The sequence below is a fragment of the Sphingomonas sp. 67-41 genome, assembly GCF_001899725.1.
Classification (GTDB): Bacteria; Pseudomonadota; Alphaproteobacteria; order Sphingomonadales; family Sphingomonadaceae; genus Sphingomonas; species Sphingomonas leidyi.
In genome coordinates, this window is the sequence record NZ_MKWJ01000031.1 from 1 (window position 1) to 15,361 (window position 15,361).

Genomic DNA, 15,361 nt, shown 5'->3' on the forward strand with positions numbered 1-15,361 from the left:
TACCCTCGCTTGTCAAAGCCAGGGACGAGTTCAACATGGGTCAATTCTCAGTGGAAATTTACGCCCTACCCGGGTCACTTCTCAGTGGAAATCAACAAGCCGCCCTCAGTTCCGCTATCCGACGCTGGTTCTCCAGCTTCCCGGCATCTGATTTTCCCCGGATTTCGTCCCTGCGTTGAGAGTAAGTTCGCCTGGGATCGACCCTGTCCTCGATGTCCGCCAGCTGGCCCTGCTGGCTGTAACCCTGCATTGTGCGGTAGTTGAACCTCCCACCGCTGATCCACGGTTCGAAGGGGTCCTGTTCGGGCAGTTGTCGGCACGTGATCCAAGGCTGCCCATCAACGTTGATCTGGGTGACGTTTTCCGGGAGCTGCTCGATAAGTGCCATGGCGTAGATTTGGTTCAGCTCCCGCAGGTCGGCGGGGGTCTGCCGCTCAGCCGCAACGGTCCTTTGCTCTAGAGCGGCTATCTCCGACCTATGGGCGGCCTCGCTTCGCGCAACAAACTCATCGTGGCGAGCGAGGATGTTAGCCAGGTTTCCCTCTCCGCGATGGAGATCCTCGAAGTCCTTCGGATAGACATTTTTGTATATCAGTACGGCGAGCAGTTTGTTGGCGTCGAGCAGGTTCTGGTCGTCGGCTTCGAGGTTCGCTACGTAGATCGCGTATTCGTTGAATATGTTCGTGATCAGCCGGAGATCGCTGAGGTATCTCGAGACCTCACGCAGGAATTGGCGGTCGAGGCGCTCGATCAGCGCCAGCCGCTTGCCTTGATCCAACACCATGTCGATCGAGTTTGACGCGTTGATGATCGGGATGACCGGTATGATGAATTCAAAGAACTTGGTCCTGTCAGTGTTGACGAACATGTCGTCCCTCAACGCGTACAAGAACCTGATCTGCCGTTTTACGCCGGCATTGGCGTTAACAAGACTATTGATTTCCCGGAGCGTGATGAAGATATCCGCGTCGTTGAAGCGGTCGAGATCTTCAACAACCACGAGCTCGTAATCTGTGGATTGGAAGAAGTAGATAATCTCGTCTAGATGACGGTTTAGTATGGACTCTCCGGCGTCCGATGCGGGTTTTATCTCAATGTCCCTCAACGATATGCTCTTCAGCGACAGGCCGAAGCTTGCGACGTAGAAGTGGTGGATCGTCATCCACAGGAAGAGGCCCACCAGTACGATGCTGCCCAAATGAAGCCAGTTGCTTACCGCCAGGGGGCTGAGGAAGGTGCCGCCGATTACGGCTTGGCGGTTGAGGAACAAGTAGGCCGTGGCGGCTGTGCCGATCAGGATGAAGAGTGTCTTGAAGATCGACCAGAAGCCGGGGGATCGGATCCGCTTGAAGCGTGATAGCGGGAGCCTGTTCGCGTCAGCGCCGTAAAGCATCTGCTGCAGGATGCTTCTTTCGATTTCCTGACGATGGACCTCCTCGCTCGCGGCATCGACCCCCGGCACGAAGGCTGCCAGGGAAATGTTTAGCGCCGGTCGCGGGTATCGCTTCAGGAAAGACTTTATGATGCTGCTCTTGCCCGATCCATACGGACCCGTGAGCGCTATGTTGAATACCCTCTCGTTGTTCGTGGCGAAGCTGAGAGCTTCGGCGTAGACGCCCTCTTTGTCGGCCTCCTCGGTTGGGGCAAGGTCGATGAACTTCGACCCGGCGCTGCTTGGATGCGTCAGTTTGTCCAGGTAGGTCGCTGCTCGGCCCAACTGTACGCTAATCCAACGGAGGACGGATGTGGCGCGCGATTTCATTCGCCGGGACTAGCACAAACGCGCTTGCCGCCAACTCTTGTCGAACGTCACGACTTCAACGAGCGTCTGCTTTTAGGATCTGCAATTGGCCCGGCGATCGACCGGGATGAGGGCGCAAAGCGGACCAAAATCACTCGCACCGCTATCGGTGATTTTGAGTATAGACAATGGTCTCAAGGTGTCTCAAGAGGTAATTGCAGGGCGTGAATTTTGTGGATGCGGCGGCGCCTGTGGTAATTGGTGTGGGAAAGGTCAGGGTAATCCTAGTAAGACTACTTTGATTTCAAAGTCTTAGACTTGGCTTTTTTGTGGAAGCCCTGTCCACCACTTCCCCCGGCGAGGCTCGGCCCCGGGGGCGCTCCGTAGCACAGGAAAACGGCCCGGGAGGCCAGGCTCCCGGGGCAGTCAGGCTTGCACATCCTCCGTTTCGGCGACCTGCGCATCGTCGGCAAATCCGGGCCGGTCGGTGCCGGCCTCGCCTTGCTCGAGCGTGATCCCCTCCGCATCCTCTTCGGCGGTACCGTGGATGTGCGTCTCGTGGACGTGTCGTATCATCGTCGCCAGCTGGCGGAACGAACCCATTTCTGCGACCCCTCGCTTGGCTCTGATTGCAAGGGTCATAACTTAACTTTGGGTTCGGGGTTGCGGGAAATAAATCCTTAACGCGGCGCGAATCACCTTTCCTGGTCGAGCACCGCGGCAACGAGCTGGCGGAAGGCATCGGCGCGGTGGCTCATCGCATGCTTGGCCGCGGGCTCCATCTCGCCGAAGCTCTGCGCATGGCCGGCAGGCACGAACATCGGATCATAGCCGAAGCCCTGGCCGCCGCGCGGCGGCCAGACAAGCGTGCCGTCGACCCGGCCTTCGAACCATTCGACATGCCCGTCGGGCCAGGCAAGGGCGAGGGCGCAGACGAAATGCGCGTCGCGGCTGGTCTCGGGCGGCAGCGCCGCGAGCCGCTCTTCCACGCGCTGCATCGCGAAGCCGAAGTCCTTGCCCTCTCCCGCCCAGCGCGCGGAGAAGATGCCGGGCTCGTTGTTCAGCGCCTCGACGCACAGCCCCGAATCGTCGGCGAGCGCGGGCAGACCGGAAAGGTCCGCCGCCTGCAGCGCCTTCAGCTCGGCATTGGCGACGAAGGTCGTGCCCGTCTCCTCGGGCTCGGGCAGGTCCAGCTCGGCCGCGGAGACCGGCTCGATCCCATAGGGGCCGAGCAGCTCGCGAATCTCGCGTACCTTGCCGGCATTATGGCTGGCGATCACCAGCCGGCCCGGCTTCAGCTTGCGGATCGCCTGGGGGCCGATGTCCTTGGAAACTTCGCCTTCGCGGGTCATCCGATTGCCTTCAGCTGTGCGTCGAAGATCCGGTTGCAGCCGATCCGCGCGAGGCGGAGCAGGCGGAGCAGCCCTTCCTCGTCATAGGTCGCGCCTTCGGCAGTCGCCTGCGCCTCGGCGATGTTGCCGTTGGAGAGCAGGACGAAATTGGCGTCGGCGTCGGCGGCGCTGTCCTCGTCATAATCGAGGTCGAGCACCGGACTGCCCTTGTAGATGCCGCAGGAGACCGCGGCGACCTGGGCGGTGATCGGGTCTTCCTTGATCAGCCCGGCAGCCATCAGCTTGTTCACGGCGATGCGCAGCGCGACGAAGGCGCCCGAGATCGCCGCGGTGCGGGTGCCGCCGTCCGCCTGGATCACGTCGCAGTCGAGCGTGATCTGGCGTTCGCCGAGCAGCCTGAGGTCCGTCACGGCGCGCAGGCTGCGGCCGATCAGGCGCTGGATCTCCTGGGTGCGGCCGGACTGCTTGCCCTTCGCCGCCTCGCGCTGGCCGCGCGTATGGGTGGCGCGGGGGAGCATGCCGTACTCGGCGGTGACCCAGCCTTCGCCCTTGCCCTTGAGCCAGGGCGGCAGCCGTTCCTCGACGCTGGCGGTGACGAGCACGCGCGTGTCGCCGAAGCTGATCAGCACCGAACCCTCGGCATGGCGCGTGAAATGGGGCTCGATCGTGATCGTACGCATCTCGTCGGGGGCGCGGCCGGAAGGGCGCATCTGCTTCAGTCTCCTGCAAGGTTCGCAGCGGCACGTAGACGGAACGGTGGGAACGCGCCAGTCTTGGCGGGTGATCCGTGGAGGAACAGGGGAATGCGCAGGCTCTTGATCATGGGACTCGGCACGCTGGCGCTGGCGGGCTGCGTCAAGCCGAGCGGCGGGCCGGGCGGGCCGGTGCCGATCGAAGGCGATTCGATCCGCTACGAGACCGGCGCCTGTTTCGGCCGCTGCCCGATCTACGCCGTCACCGTGCGCCCCGATGGCACCGGCATGTTCGAGGGCAAGCGTTTCACGGCGGTGACCGGCCAGAAGGCATTCAGGCTCAGCCGCGCGCAATATGACGCCTTTGCCGCCAAGCTCGCGCCGTACCGGCCGGCGAGCGGCCAGGTCCGCTACGCGCCGGGCGAGAAGAATTGCGAGCCGGCGGCAACCGACATGCCCAGCGTCGACATCACCTGGACCCGCGCGATCGGCGACAGCCAGGGGCTCTATTTCTATTATGGCTGCCGCGCGGAGAAGAACCGCGCGCTTGGCCAGGCGCTGGGCGACGCCGTGGAGGCATTGCCGATCCAGGCGCTGATCGGCGAGCGGCCCTGAGATCCATCCTTCGTCGCCCCGGCGCAGGGCCGGGGTGACGGCAGAGGTTGGCGCGCCGGCTGTCCGCGCTACATAGGCTCCATGACCACCCCGCCGATCCGCGAACTGACCGACCGCGCCCGCGACGTGTTCCGCATGGTGGTCGAGTCGTATATCGATACCGGCGCGCCGGTGGGGTCGCGGACGATCGCGCAGATATCCGGGCTCAACCTCTCGCCTGCCTCGATCCGCAACGTGATGCAGGATCTGGAGGAGCTGGGGCTGCTGGCCGCGCCGCACACCAGCGCCGGCCGCATGCCGACCGAGACGGGCCTGCGCCTGTTCGTCGACGGCATGATGCAGGCGAGCGAGCCTTCGGTCGAGGAGCGCGCGGCGATCGAGCGCAACGCCGCCGAACACGGCCCGGTGGAAGCGGCGCTGGCCAACACCACCGCCGCACTCTCCGGCCTGTCGGCCTGTGCGGGGCTGGTGCTGGTGCCCAAGGCCGAGCCGGTGCTCCGCCAGTTCGGCTTCGTGCCCCTCAGCCGCGATCGGGCGCTGGCGGTGCTGGTGGGCGAGGATGGTTCGGTCGAGAACCGGGTGGTCGAGCTGCCCGGGATGGACCCGGCGGCGCTGCAGCGCGCGGCAAACTACCTCACCGGCACCTTTGGCGGGTTCACGCTCAGCCAGGCGCGGGCCAGGGTGGAGCGCGAGCTCGGCCAGCAGCGCGCGGCGCTCGACAGTGCGGCGGCGGCGCTGGTCGCGCGCGGGCTGGCGGTGTGGAGCGAGGATGGCGGCCGCCGGCCGGTGCTGATCGTGCGCGGCCAGGCGCGGCTGATCGATACCGCGGCGACGGAGGACCTCGACAAGGTCAGCCGGCTGCTCGATGAGCTCGAAGGGCAGGAGGAGATCGCCCGGCTGCTCGATTCGGCTCGGGAAGGCGAAGCGACGCGTATCTTCATCGGATCGGAGAACAAGCTGTTCGCCCTGTCCGGCTCGTCGGTGATCGCCAAGCCGGTGCGTGCGCTGGACGGGCGTGTGGTCGGCGTGGTGGGCGTGATCGGGCCGACGCGGTTGAACTATGCGCGAGTCGTCCCCATGGTGGATTTCACGGCGGCCACATTGGCCCGATTGCTGACCTGAACAGGGAAATATGACGGAAGAATCGAAGGTGACGGACACGGACGACACGACGCTGCGCGCGGAAACCGCGGAGGCTGCGCCTGAAGTGGCCGAGCAGGACCGCGTGGCGGAGCTCGAGGCGCAGCTCGCCGAGGCGAAGTCGGCGGTGATGTATGCCCAGGCCGAGACGCAGAATGTCCGCCGCCGCGCCGAGAAGGAAGCGCAGGACGCCAAGACCTATGCCGCGACCGGTTTCGCGCGCGATGTGCTGTCGGTGGCCGACAATCTTTCGCGCGCGCTTGCCGCGATCCCGGCCGAGCTTAAGGACGACGAGAAGTTCAAGGGCCTGGTGACCGGCCTGGAGGCGACCGGCCGCGAGCTTGATTCGGTCTTTGCGCGCCACGGCATCTCGAAGATCGTCGCGCTGGGCGAGGCGCTCGATCCCAATCGCCATCAGGCGATGATGGAAGTGCCGAGCGCCGATGCCGAGCCGGGTACGATCGTGCAGGAGATCCAGTCGGGCTACATGATCCGCGACCGGCTGCTCCGCCCGGCGCTGGTGGGCGTGGCCAAGAAGGCGGACTGAGCGGGGATGCATCCGTAACGGTAGCGATTGTGGGGGCGCGTCCTTTACCCTGCGTCGGCGCGACTATATTTTCCCCGCATGTCCAACGAAGATGCGCGCGCCCGCGCCCTGCGCCTGGCCGCCGAGGCCATCGAGATCTGCGATGAAGCGGGGCTCGACATTGCCGCGACCTATCTCCAGCACGGGCATGATCTGATTGCCCAGACGCCGGGGCGGGTCCGGCAGGATCGCTGGATCTGGGGCTCAGATGAGCCCCAGATTCCGCATGCTGACGATTCCGCTGCCGGCAACGACTAGGTGATCGTGGACGACGACGCCCAGCGTCCTGCCTGCCTCGATCAATTGCCGGGTGATGTCGATATCGGCCTTGCTAGGGGTCGCGTCCCCTGACGGATGATTGTGGACGACGATGATCGCGCCCGCGCCCACCTGAAGGGCGCGGCGCAGGATGTCCCGGACATAGAGCGGCGCTTCGTCGAGACAGCCTTCGCTGACGATCTCGTCGCGGAGCAGGCGATTGGCCGAGCTGAGGAAGAGTATGCGGACCTGCTCGGTGCGCTTGTACGTCAGGTCTGCGCGCAGATAGGCGACGAGGTCGGCATAGTTGCCGACGATCTCGCGGTCCCGGATGGGTTCGCGCAGCAGGAACAGGTGAATCTCGCGCGCCAGGGCGAGCAGCGCGGCGGCACGATCGTCGCCGTCCAGCTCCTCGCCAAGCAGCGTCTCGTCCGCGTTCAGCACCGCGGCGAGCGAGCCGTGCGCCGCGATCAGGGTTCGCGCGAGATCGCCGGATCGTTCGCCAAGGAACGGCGCGATGAGGCGTTCCACGAGGCGTCCTGCCCCTGCTTCTTCAGGCGCCTGCGATGGTTGTGCGTCGCGACGATCAGGATCGCCGTGACGAGATAGCTCCACAGGCTGCTCGTGAGCCAGTAGAGGAACGGATAGATTTGCGGATCGAGGGTCTTGAGAAAATGCCCCGCGACCTGAACGATCAGCAACGCGGCCATGGGAATCGGCCATAATCGGTTAGCCCGGACGACGAGGATCAGAATCGCGGCCAGCATCGTCGCGTCGACGATCAGCAGGCCCGTTTCCAGATTGAGCCAGCGCGCATGCGCGCCGGACACGGCGAAGAACGACCCGAGCGTGCCTCCCAGCACGACTGCCGCTCCGATCCTCTCGGGGGTGCCGCCACGCCAGAATGCATAGCCGACGCTCGCGACGAGCAGGATCAGAAAGACTGCGACGTGCCACATGGGACGGACGGCTGCCCGTCCCATGGGGCGCGGTCAAGCCGTTAGGCGGCGGCGCGCAGACGCGGCGCCTGCTCGGTGGCGCCGGTCGGGAAGCGCGGGCACGGCCAGAGGTCGCCGAACGACTCCGGCGAGGCGCCGAGCCGCTGCGCGAGCGCGCCGAGTTCCTGATGGGCCATGACCACGGCGCGACGGCTGTCGAAGGCGGCGATCATCGCGGTGCGGAGATGGTCGAGCGTGGATTGGGTGGCATGGGGCGGAAGCTGGATCGCCTCGGCCTGCGTCGTGGTCGCGCTCACCAGGTCCGCCAGGTTGCGCAATGCGGCGTCCGAAGCCTGCTCGCCGGCGATGGTGGCCTTGGCCACGATGGTGATGGCGTCGATATGCGGGAGGTTGGACATGCGTTTTCCTTTCCCCGCGCGGCAGGGCCGGCGCAGGTTGTTGCGACATTGGGTTTTGGCGAGGGCTAGCGGAGGAAGAGGCGGCCTATGGCGACGACGCCGTAGAGCAGCATGCTCAATCCGCCGAGCAGCATCGGCACGCCGATGGCGACCAGCAGCGTGAGGATGAACCGCTGTGCGGTACTGAGATCATGTGGCCGTACCCCCTTCAACAGCTGGCGCAGGCTGACATGTCCAACCCCCGGATCCATGTCGAACGCGCTCCGCGTCGCCTGGACCCGCTGGACGGGCATGTCGTTCCTGTCCGCCGCCGACGGAAATGCAGTGGCCGGGGCCGGATAGACAAGCGCCGCCGGGTCACGTGTGATTCGGTCATATCCCTGCTCCAGCCCGGCGTAGATGCGGGCGGCCTCGCGCCGCGAGGAGGCCCCGAGCACCTGGCGGGCACGGTCGAGCCGCTGGTCGATGGCCGATTTCGAGATCCCGAGCAGGCGGGCGATCTCCTTCGACGAAAGGTTCTGCTGGACGAGGCGCAGCACCTCGACCTGCTCGGCGGTGAGTCCGGCCGGCAGCTCGTTCATGCGGCGATCGCGACGGCGGCGATCGCGCGCCGGGGTTCCGGCCCGAAGGCCCGGAGCCTTTCATCCGGCGGCAAGAGGTCGCCCCATCCCCGAAGCATCGCGACTATCCAATCCCTGTTGCTCAGACATATCCGTCATCGCACCCGGACGGGGTGCCCATCAACTGCTTAAGCATCCGGAAGGGACGCGGAGCGGATTCGGCCCCTGCGCCGCCCATGCGGACATGACGGCTTTTTCATTTGAAATCCGGGACCGCCGCCGCCATCTCGGCCGTGGACGCACAATCGTGCGCCCGCAACCGCCACAACTCCGAGAATGGGGTCATGTCCAGCAACGATCATAGTCGATCGACCGTGCCGCCCAGGGCCGCCGTGCTGAGCTGATCCGCTCACCTCGCGCACCGGCCCGGGCGGCCGGTCGGCAGTGAGGTGCAATATGAACGCAGCCATCCGTTTCCTGTCGGATCTCCGCCGCCTGGGCATCGGGCGCGATCCGAACGCGCTGTTCGACGCGCGGCTGACCTTCGGCGAGAAGCTGGCCGATCGAGTCGCCGCGGTGGGCGGCTCCTGGAGCTTCATCATCGGCTTCGGCCTGTTCCTCGGCGCCTGGGCGCTGCTGAACACGATTCTGCTCGGCGCGCATGCCTTCGATCCGTTCCCCTTCATCTTCCTCAACCTGATGCTGTCGATGCTGGCCGCGCTGCAGGCCCCGATCATCATGATGAGCCAGAATCGCCAGGCGGCGAAGGACCGGCTGGAGGCGCGGCTCGACTATGAGACCAATCTGCGCACGGAGGTGCAGATCGACAGCCTGCACGAGAAGATCGACGCGCTGACCGCGGAGATAGCCAGGCTTTCGCGCGTCGAATAAAAACTACGCTATTGCTAATCATTCGCAACAAACGCTAAGGCGATTCGCGTGCCCGGATTCCCCCCGGCGCATGGGGATCGCCTTTGTACCAGTTCCTGGATCGCTCCGTCGCCGAGGTCGTGCCGATCGACCAATTGCTGCTCTCCTCGATGCGGCAATGGGTGGCGAGCGTGCGTGCCGGCCGCTGCCCATGCTCGACGCTGGGGCCCGCGTTGCAGAGGCAGGGACTTGCGAACCTGCTTCCCGATCTCAACATGGCAATGCTGCTGCTCGAGCGCGAGTCACTGTCCCAACTTCGCTTCAAACCGCCTTTCGCGGCGGAAATAGGCGACGACGAGGCCTTGCTCCTTTCGCTGCATGCGCTAGCACGCGCCGGCGCGCAGCCGCGCGTCGATGCCATCATCGAGCAGATCGTGAAGCCCGAAGCGCGCCTTCCCCTATCCGTAGCGGTGGCGCGGATTGCCGCCGCAATCGGGCGTTGAAGTGAAATTAGAGAGACCTGATCCCGTGAACATGCATGCCCGCCCGCCGATCGTCCTTCCCGAGCACGCTGCGTTCCAGACGTGCGCCGTCCGCTGGGTGAGGCATTGGAACGAGCATCTGTTCAGCTTCGCGATCGAGCGCCCGGCGAGCTTCCGCTTCCGCGCGGGCGAGTTCGTGATGATCGGGCTCGAAGTGGATGGCAAGGCGCTGATGCGCGCCTATTCGATCGCCAGCCCGACCTGGTCGGACGAGATCGAGTTCCTGTCGATCAAGGTAGAGGATGGGCCGCTCACGTCGCGCCTGCAGCTCGTCCGCCCGGGCGACCAGGTGTATCTCGGCAAGAAGCCGACCGGCACGCTCGTCGCCGACGCGCTGCTGCCCGGCAAGCGGCTCTTCATGCTCGCCACCGGCACCGGCCTGGCGCCGTTCCTGAGCCTGGCGCGCGATCCCGACATCTATGACCGGTTCAGCCAGGTGGTGATCGTCCATTCGACTCGCCGGGTGAGCGACCTTGCCTATCATGACGAGCTGACCGCGCAGCTGGCGGGGGATCCGCTGGTGGCGGATCAGGCGCTGCTCCAGTTCCACTATATCGCCACCGTCACTCGCGAGCCCTTCCGCACCACGGGACGGATCGGCCAGCTGATCGAGAATGGCTGGCTGTTCCAGCCGCCGGTGCTGGGCGACCGCGCGCTCAATCCCGAGACCGACCGCATCATGCTTTGCGGCTCGAACGCGATGATCAAGGATTTCGCGCACATGCTGGAAGGCCACGGCTTCACCGAAGGCTCGAACGCGAACCCCGGCAGCTTCGTGCTGGAGCGCGCCTTCGTCGGCTGATCGCGCAGTTCCGTCCCCCGGACTTGCCCCGGGGGAAGAACTGAGTGGATGACGCGCTCGCCGCGATTCCCTATCTCCGTCATATGGCCAATCGCTTCGATTCCGTCCCCAATCGCCGCGCGCTGATCGACCGGCGGGGCGTGGGCGAGCGGCTTCATGCGCTGCAGGCCAAGGACAGCGCCAGGCTGCGCGCGGCCGGGACGAAGGAACTCAAGGCGGCGCTCGATGCCGGACGCGCCGAGATCGCCGCCCGCCTCGCCGAGCACCCCTCCCGCGGGCACGAGATCGCGGCGGCGGGGGCCTTTCTGATCGACCAGCTCCTGCGCCTGCTCTGGGATTTCACCACGGAGCGCCTGCACCCCAACCCCAATCCCAGCGCAGCCGAGCGCATGGTGCTGATCGCGGTGGGCGGCTATGGCCGCGGCGAGATGGCGCCGCATTCGGACATCGACATCGGCTTCCTCGCCCCCTGGAAGGTTACCGGCTGGTGCGAGCAGGTGATCGAATCGATGCTCTATTCGCTGTGGGACATGCAGCTGAAGGTCGGCCATTCGTCGCGATCGCTCGACGAGATGGTGCGCCAGTCCAAGGCCGATGTGACGGTGCGCACCGCCCTGCTCGAGGCGCGCTATGTCTGGGGCGACACCGCGCTCTACGACGAGGCTGCGGCGCGCTTCAAGGCGGAGGTCCAGGCCGATACCGCGCGCACCTTCATCGCCGAGAAGCTTGCCGAGCGCGAGGCTCGGCACAAGCGGATGGGCGACAGCCGCTATGTCGTCGAGCCCAACGTCAAGGAAGGCAAGGGCGGCCTGCGCGACCTGCACACGCTCTTCTGGATCGGAAAATACGCCTATAACGTCCGCGAGCCGGCGGAGCTGGTCGAGAAGGGGCTGCTCACCAAGCTGGAGTTCCGCCAGTTCCGCCGGGCCGAGAATTTCCTCTGGGCGGTGCGCTGCCATCTCCATCTGATCACCGGTCGGGCCGAGGACCGGCTCACCTTCGACGTCCAGCGCGAGATCGCCGAGCGGATGCGCTATGCGGACCGGCCCGGCATGTCGAAAGTCGAGCGGTTCATGCGCTTCTACTTCCTCCAGGCGAAAGTGGTGGGCGACCTGACCGGCGTGTTCCTCGCCCATCTGGACGAGAAGTTCGCGGCCCGCGGCAGCCGCTTCGGCTTCCCGACATTGTGGCGCCGCCCCCGCAAGCTCAAGGGCTTCACGCTCGATCGCGGCCGCCTCGCCTTGCCGCGCGACGACTTCTTCCGGGAAGATCCGGTGCGGCTGATCGAGCTGTTCCAGCTGGCCGACCTGCACAATCTCGAGGTTCACCCGCTGGCGATGCGCGCCGCCGCGCGCGACGCCAAGCTGGTCGACGAGGTGCGCGACGATCCCCGCGCCAATGCGCTGTTCCTCGACGTGCTGACGTCGCCGCGCAATCCGGAGACGGTGCTGCGCTGGATGAACGAGGCGGGCGTGTTCGGCCGCTTCGTGCCCGATTTCGGCCGGGTCGTCGCGCAGATGCAGTTCGACATGTACCATCATTATACGGTGGACGAGCATTCGATCCGGGCGATCGGGCTGCTCAACCAGATCGAGAAGGGCGCGCTCAAGGACGACCACCCGCTCGGCACCAGCATCTTCAAGCAGATCGCCCAGCGCCGCGCGCTCTATGTCGCGGTGCTGCTGCACGACATCGCCAAGGGGCGCGGCGGCGACCATTCGATCCTGGGCGCCGAAGTGGCCGGGCGGCTCTGTCCGCGGCTGGGGATGAGCCCGGCCGAGACCGAGACGGTGGCCTGGCTGGTGCGCTGGCACCTGATCATGTCGGCCACCGCCTTCAAGCGCGACCTCAGCGACTTCAAGACGATCCTCGATTTCGCCGGCCAGGTGCAGAGCCCCGAGCGGCTGCGCATGCTGTTGCTGCTCACCATCGTCGACATCCGCGCAGTGGGGCCGGGCGTGTGGAACGGCTGGAAACGCCAGCTGCTCGCCGACCTGTACGATGCTACCGAGGAAGTGCTTCGCCTGGGCCACAAGCAGCGTGGGCGGACCGAGCGGATCGCCGCCAAGCAGGAGGAGCTCGCCCAGCTGCTCCGCTGGGACGAGGCGCGGATGGCCGCGTTCAGGAAGCGGATGACCGAGAGCTACTGGATCGCCGAGCCGGCCGACGTGCTCGAGCGCAATGCCCGCCAGATCGACGCGGCGGGCGATGCCCAGCTCTCGGTCGAGGCGCAGGTCTATCCCGAGCGCGGCGCGACGCTGGTGACGGTCTATGCCGCCGATCATCCCGGCCTGTTCTATCGCATCGCCGGGGCGATCCATGTCGCCGGCGGCAACATCATCGATGCGCGCATCCACACTACCCGCGACGGCATGGCGCTCGACAATTTCCTGATCCAGGACCCGCTGGGGCGGCCGTTCGACGAGGAGGCGCGGCTCAACCGGATCAAGGCGACGATCGCCGATGCGCTGGCCAACCGTGCCAAGCTCCAGGACCGGCTCAAGGCCAAGCCGTTGGTCCGGGCCCGCGCGGAAGCCTTTGCGATCGAGCCGAACGTGCTGATCGACAACAATGCCTCGAACCGCTTCACCGTGGTGGAGATCAACGCGCGCGACCGGCCGGCCTTGCTCTTCCATCTCGCCTACGCGCTGTTCCAGTCGAAGGTGACGATCCATTCCGCGCATGTCGCCACCTATGGCGAGCGCGCGGTCGATACCTTCTATCTGACCGATCTGATCGGCGATAAGATCGAGAGCGGCGGCCGATTGAAGACGATCGAGCGCCGCCTGCTCGAGGCCGCGATGGGCGATGGAACGGTGGCCGAGGCCGCCTGACGGAAGGAGATCGAGAATGCCGGTGATCGGACTGGGGGGCTTCTTCTTCCGGGCGCAGGACCCCGAGGGGCTCAAGGCCTGGTATGGCGAGGTGCTCGGCGTGGGCGGCGGCTTCGGGGCCGATGAGAGCGGCCAGACCAGCCCGTGGTTCTGGCATCCGGAACCCGGCCCGGTGGTGTTCGAGCCGTTCAAGGCGACGACCGACTATTTCGCGTCGGACAAGAGCTGCATGCTCAACTTCCGGGTGCGCGACCTGGACAGCCTGCTTGAGCAGCTCAACGCGCGCGGAGTGGAGATCACCACCAAGGACGAGTGGGACACGCCGGAGACCGGCCGTTTCGCCCGCATCCACGATCCCGAAGGCAACCCGATCGAGCTGTGGGAGCCGCCCGCGGCCTGACGGCCGGCCCTTCCCTGTATTTCAGGGGGCTTGTCTCCAGGGAATAATCGCCAGGCAAGTTCAGCATGACGGTGGGGAGGCCATGCGCCTTCGCCTGGGATCCTGGCTTCGCAGAGAGGTGGGGAAGGACAGGGCGTCGCCGCCTGCCGCCGCTCGCTAGCCCGGCTTCTTCTGCCACACCCGCACGTAATCGACTTCCATGCGCGACGGGAATGCATCGGCGTCGATTCCCTTGTCGCCGCCCCAGCCGCCGACCGCGACGTTGAGGATCAGATATTGCGGGCCGGCAAAGGGCCAGGTGTCGGGATTGCCCTTGTGGTCGTTGTCGAAGCGCAGAAAGGCGCGGCCGTCCACGCCGATCAGCATGCGATCCTGGTTCCAGTCCAGCTGATAATCGTGGAACGCGGTGCAGGCATCCGGCACCATTGCCTGGGCGGTCTTCTGCGTCTTGATGACGTGGTTATAGGCCTTGGTATGGATCGAGCCATGGACGCGGCCGGGATCCCAGCCGACATGCTCCATGATGTCGATCTCGCCCAGGCCCGGCCAGCCGGCCTTCTCGTCGCTGCCGAGCATCCAGATCGCCGGCCACAGCCCCTTGCCGCAGGCGAGCTTCGCCCGGACCTCGACGAAGCCGCCCGTCCAGTCGGCGAGGCCGCGGGTCTGGATCTTGCCCGAGCTATAGTCCTGGCCGCCATGATCGGCGCGGCCGCTCAGCCGCTCCCTGCGCGCCTCGATGACGAGCCGGCCGCGCTCGAGGCGGACATTCTCGCGGCGGTTCGCGGCATAATATTGCAGCTCGTTGTTCCACCAGCCTTCCTTGTTGCGGCTGGTGTCATAGGCCCATTTGCGGGGGTCGAGGCGCTTGCCGTCGAACTCGTCGGACCAGACGAGCGCATAGCCCGCCGGCACCGCCATCGGCTCGTCGGCATGGGCGGTGGAGAGCGGGGCCTGGATCGTCTGGGCGGAGGCGGCGCCCGGCAGCAGCAGTGCCGCCGCCAGGGCGCCGCATCGCATCACTTGGGCGCCAGCACCATCAGCATCTGGCGGCCTTCCATGCGCGGATAGGATTCGACCTTGGCATCCTCGGCACAGTCCTGCTGGACGCGCTGGAGCAGCGCCATGCCGAGCTGGCCATGCGAAAGCTCGCGGCCGCGGAAGCGCAGGGTGACCTTCACCTTGTCGCCTTCGCCGATGAACTTGTGGATCGCCTTCATCTTCACGTCGTAATCGTGATCGTCGATGTTCGGACGCATCTTGATCTCCTTGATCTCCTGCGTCTTCTGGCTCTTCCGGGCGAGGTTCGCCTTTTTCTGCGCCTCGTACTTGAACTTGCCGACATCGAGGAACTTGGCGACGGGCGGGTCCGCATTGGGGGAAACCTCGACCAGGTCGAGTCCAAGCTCCTGCGCCTGTTCCATCGCCTCGCGCGTGTACATCACGCCGAGATTCTCACCCTCATGGTCGATCACGCGGACCTTGGGCGACTGAATGAATTCGTTAAACCGCGGACCGTTCATCGGCGGTGCCACCATCGAGCGGCGATTCATGGGCGGACGTATACGACTTGCTCCTGTTGTTGCGGACTCAGGGTTTGGGCGGCTCAATAACG

The 15,361-nt window shown here is 65.6% G+C and carries 19 protein-coding genes; 9 read left to right on the plus strand and 10 right to left on the minus strand.

What is annotated here, in order from left to right; all coding sequences use genetic code 11:
- Positions 1–91: 91 nt before the first annotated feature.
- From BGP17_RS20575 to rph, 4 genes are all read right to left on the minus strand, one after another.
- Positions 92–1,762, minus strand: coding sequence for a YobI family P-loop NTPase (locus BGP17_RS20575; protein WP_286713437.1), 1,671 nt, complete (start codon positions 1,760–1,762; stop codon positions 92–94).
- 405 nt (positions 1,763–2,167) lie between these two features.
- Positions 2,168–2,344, minus strand: coding sequence for a hypothetical protein (locus BGP17_RS20580; RefSeq protein ID WP_286713438.1), 177 nt, complete (start codon positions 2,342–2,344; stop codon positions 2,168–2,170).
- A gap of 92 nt (positions 2,345–2,436) precedes the next feature.
- Positions 2,437–3,093 (minus strand): RdgB/HAM1 family non-canonical purine NTP pyrophosphatase, encoded by a 657-nt coding sequence (rdgB, locus tag BGP17_RS20585; RefSeq protein WP_286713439.1) that lies wholly within the window; start codon positions 3,091–3,093, stop codon positions 2,437–2,439.
- Positions 3,090–3,803, minus strand: a complete 714-nt coding sequence (rph, locus tag BGP17_RS20590) for a ribonuclease PH (protein WP_167297779.1) — start codon at positions 3,801–3,803, stop codon at positions 3,090–3,092. The genes rdgB and rph overlap by 4 nt, the downstream gene beginning before the upstream one ends.
- Before the next feature lie 93 nt (positions 3,804–3,896).
- On the opposite strand from rph, the gene BGP17_RS20595 reads away from it, so the two are divergent.
- From BGP17_RS20595 to BGP17_RS20610, 4 genes are all read left to right on the plus strand, one after another.
- On the plus strand, positions 3,897–4,400 hold the full coding sequence (locus tag BGP17_RS20595; RefSeq protein WP_286713440.1) for a DUF6438 domain-containing protein: 504 nt from the start codon (positions 3,897–3,899) through the stop codon (positions 4,398–4,400).
- A gap of 81 nt (positions 4,401–4,481) precedes the next feature.
- Positions 4,482–5,522 carry a heat-inducible transcriptional repressor HrcA gene (gene hrcA, locus BGP17_RS20600; RefSeq protein WP_167297781.1) on the plus strand — a complete coding sequence of 347 codons (1,041 nt, stop codon included), beginning with the start codon at positions 4,482–4,484 and terminating at the stop codon, positions 5,520–5,522.
- A gap of 10 nt (positions 5,523–5,532) precedes the next feature.
- A complete protein-coding gene (gene grpE, locus BGP17_RS20605) occupies positions 5,533–6,087 on the plus strand; it encodes a nucleotide exchange factor GrpE (RefSeq protein WP_167297782.1) in 555 nt (184 codons plus the stop codon).
- A gap of 78 nt (positions 6,088–6,165) precedes the next feature.
- The gene (locus BGP17_RS20610) at positions 6,166–6,384 is read left to right on the plus strand and encodes a hypothetical protein (protein WP_086130971.1); all 219 of its coding nucleotides are present in this window, start codon (positions 6,166–6,168) and stop codon (positions 6,382–6,384) included.
- Here the strand turns inward: BGP17_RS20610 and BGP17_RS20615 are convergent.
- From BGP17_RS20615 to BGP17_RS20630, 4 genes are all read right to left on the minus strand, one after another.
- Positions 6,331–6,915 (minus strand): JAB domain-containing protein, encoded by a 585-nt coding sequence (locus BGP17_RS20615; protein WP_167297783.1) that lies wholly within the window; start codon positions 6,913–6,915, stop codon positions 6,331–6,333. The two genes, BGP17_RS20610 and BGP17_RS20615, sit on opposite strands and share 54 nt — an antisense overlap.
- Positions 6,855–7,367 carry a hypothetical protein gene (locus BGP17_RS20620; RefSeq protein ID WP_286713441.1) on the minus strand — a complete coding sequence of 171 codons (513 nt, stop codon included), beginning with the start codon at positions 7,365–7,367 and terminating at the stop codon, positions 6,855–6,857. The genes BGP17_RS20615 and BGP17_RS20620 overlap by 61 nt, the downstream gene beginning before the upstream one ends.
- A gap of 17 nt (positions 7,368–7,384) precedes the next feature.
- Complete coding sequence (locus BGP17_RS20625) at positions 7,385–7,741, minus strand: hypothetical protein (RefSeq protein ID WP_167297785.1); 357 nt, start codon at positions 7,739–7,741, stop codon at positions 7,385–7,387.
- A 65-nt stretch (positions 7,742–7,806) separates the two neighbouring features.
- Entirely contained in the window at positions 7,807–8,322 is a 516-nt protein-coding gene (locus BGP17_RS20630) for a helix-turn-helix domain-containing protein (protein ID WP_286713442.1), read from the minus strand.
- Positions 8,323–8,757: 435 nt separating this feature from the next.
- Between BGP17_RS20630 and BGP17_RS20635 the strand changes: the two genes are divergently transcribed.
- From BGP17_RS20635 to BGP17_RS20655, 5 genes are all read left to right on the plus strand, one after another.
- Positions 8,758–9,192 (plus strand): DUF1003 domain-containing protein, encoded by a 435-nt coding sequence (locus tag BGP17_RS20635; RefSeq protein ID WP_167297787.1) that lies wholly within the window; start codon positions 8,758–8,760, stop codon positions 9,190–9,192.
- An 83-nt stretch (positions 9,193–9,275) separates the two neighbouring features.
- Positions 9,276–9,674: a hypothetical protein gene (locus BGP17_RS20640; RefSeq protein WP_167297788.1), complete on the plus strand. Its 399-nt coding sequence runs from the start codon at positions 9,276–9,278 to the stop codon at positions 9,672–9,674.
- Positions 9,675–9,705: 31 nt separating this feature from the next.
- Positions 9,706–10,515, plus strand: a complete 810-nt coding sequence (locus BGP17_RS20645) for a ferredoxin--NADP reductase (RefSeq protein ID WP_167299304.1) — start codon at positions 9,706–9,708, stop codon at positions 10,513–10,515.
- A gap of 83 nt (positions 10,516–10,598) precedes the next feature.
- Complete coding sequence (locus tag BGP17_RS20650) at positions 10,599–13,349, plus strand: [protein-PII] uridylyltransferase (protein ID WP_286713638.1); 2,751 nt, start codon at positions 10,599–10,601, stop codon at positions 13,347–13,349.
- Positions 13,350–13,365: 16 nt separating this feature from the next.
- Positions 13,366–13,749 carry a VOC family protein gene (locus BGP17_RS20655; RefSeq protein WP_167297789.1) on the plus strand — a complete coding sequence of 128 codons (384 nt, stop codon included), beginning with the start codon at positions 13,366–13,368 and terminating at the stop codon, positions 13,747–13,749.
- A 156-nt stretch (positions 13,750–13,905) separates the two neighbouring features.
- Here the strand turns inward: BGP17_RS20655 and BGP17_RS20660 are convergent, their stop codons facing one another.
- Both BGP17_RS20660 and infC read right to left on the minus strand, forming a co-directional pair.
- Positions 13,906–14,766: a glycoside hydrolase family 16 protein gene (locus BGP17_RS20660; RefSeq protein ID WP_286713443.1), complete on the minus strand. Its 861-nt coding sequence runs from the start codon at positions 14,764–14,766 to the stop codon at positions 13,906–13,908.
- On the minus strand, positions 14,766–15,299 hold the full coding sequence (gene infC / locus BGP17_RS20665) for a translation initiation factor IF-3 (protein WP_086127343.1): 534 nt from the start codon (positions 15,297–15,299) through the stop codon (positions 14,766–14,768). The genes BGP17_RS20660 and infC overlap by 1 nt, the downstream gene beginning before the upstream one ends.
- Positions 15,300–15,361 lie beyond the last annotated feature (62 nt).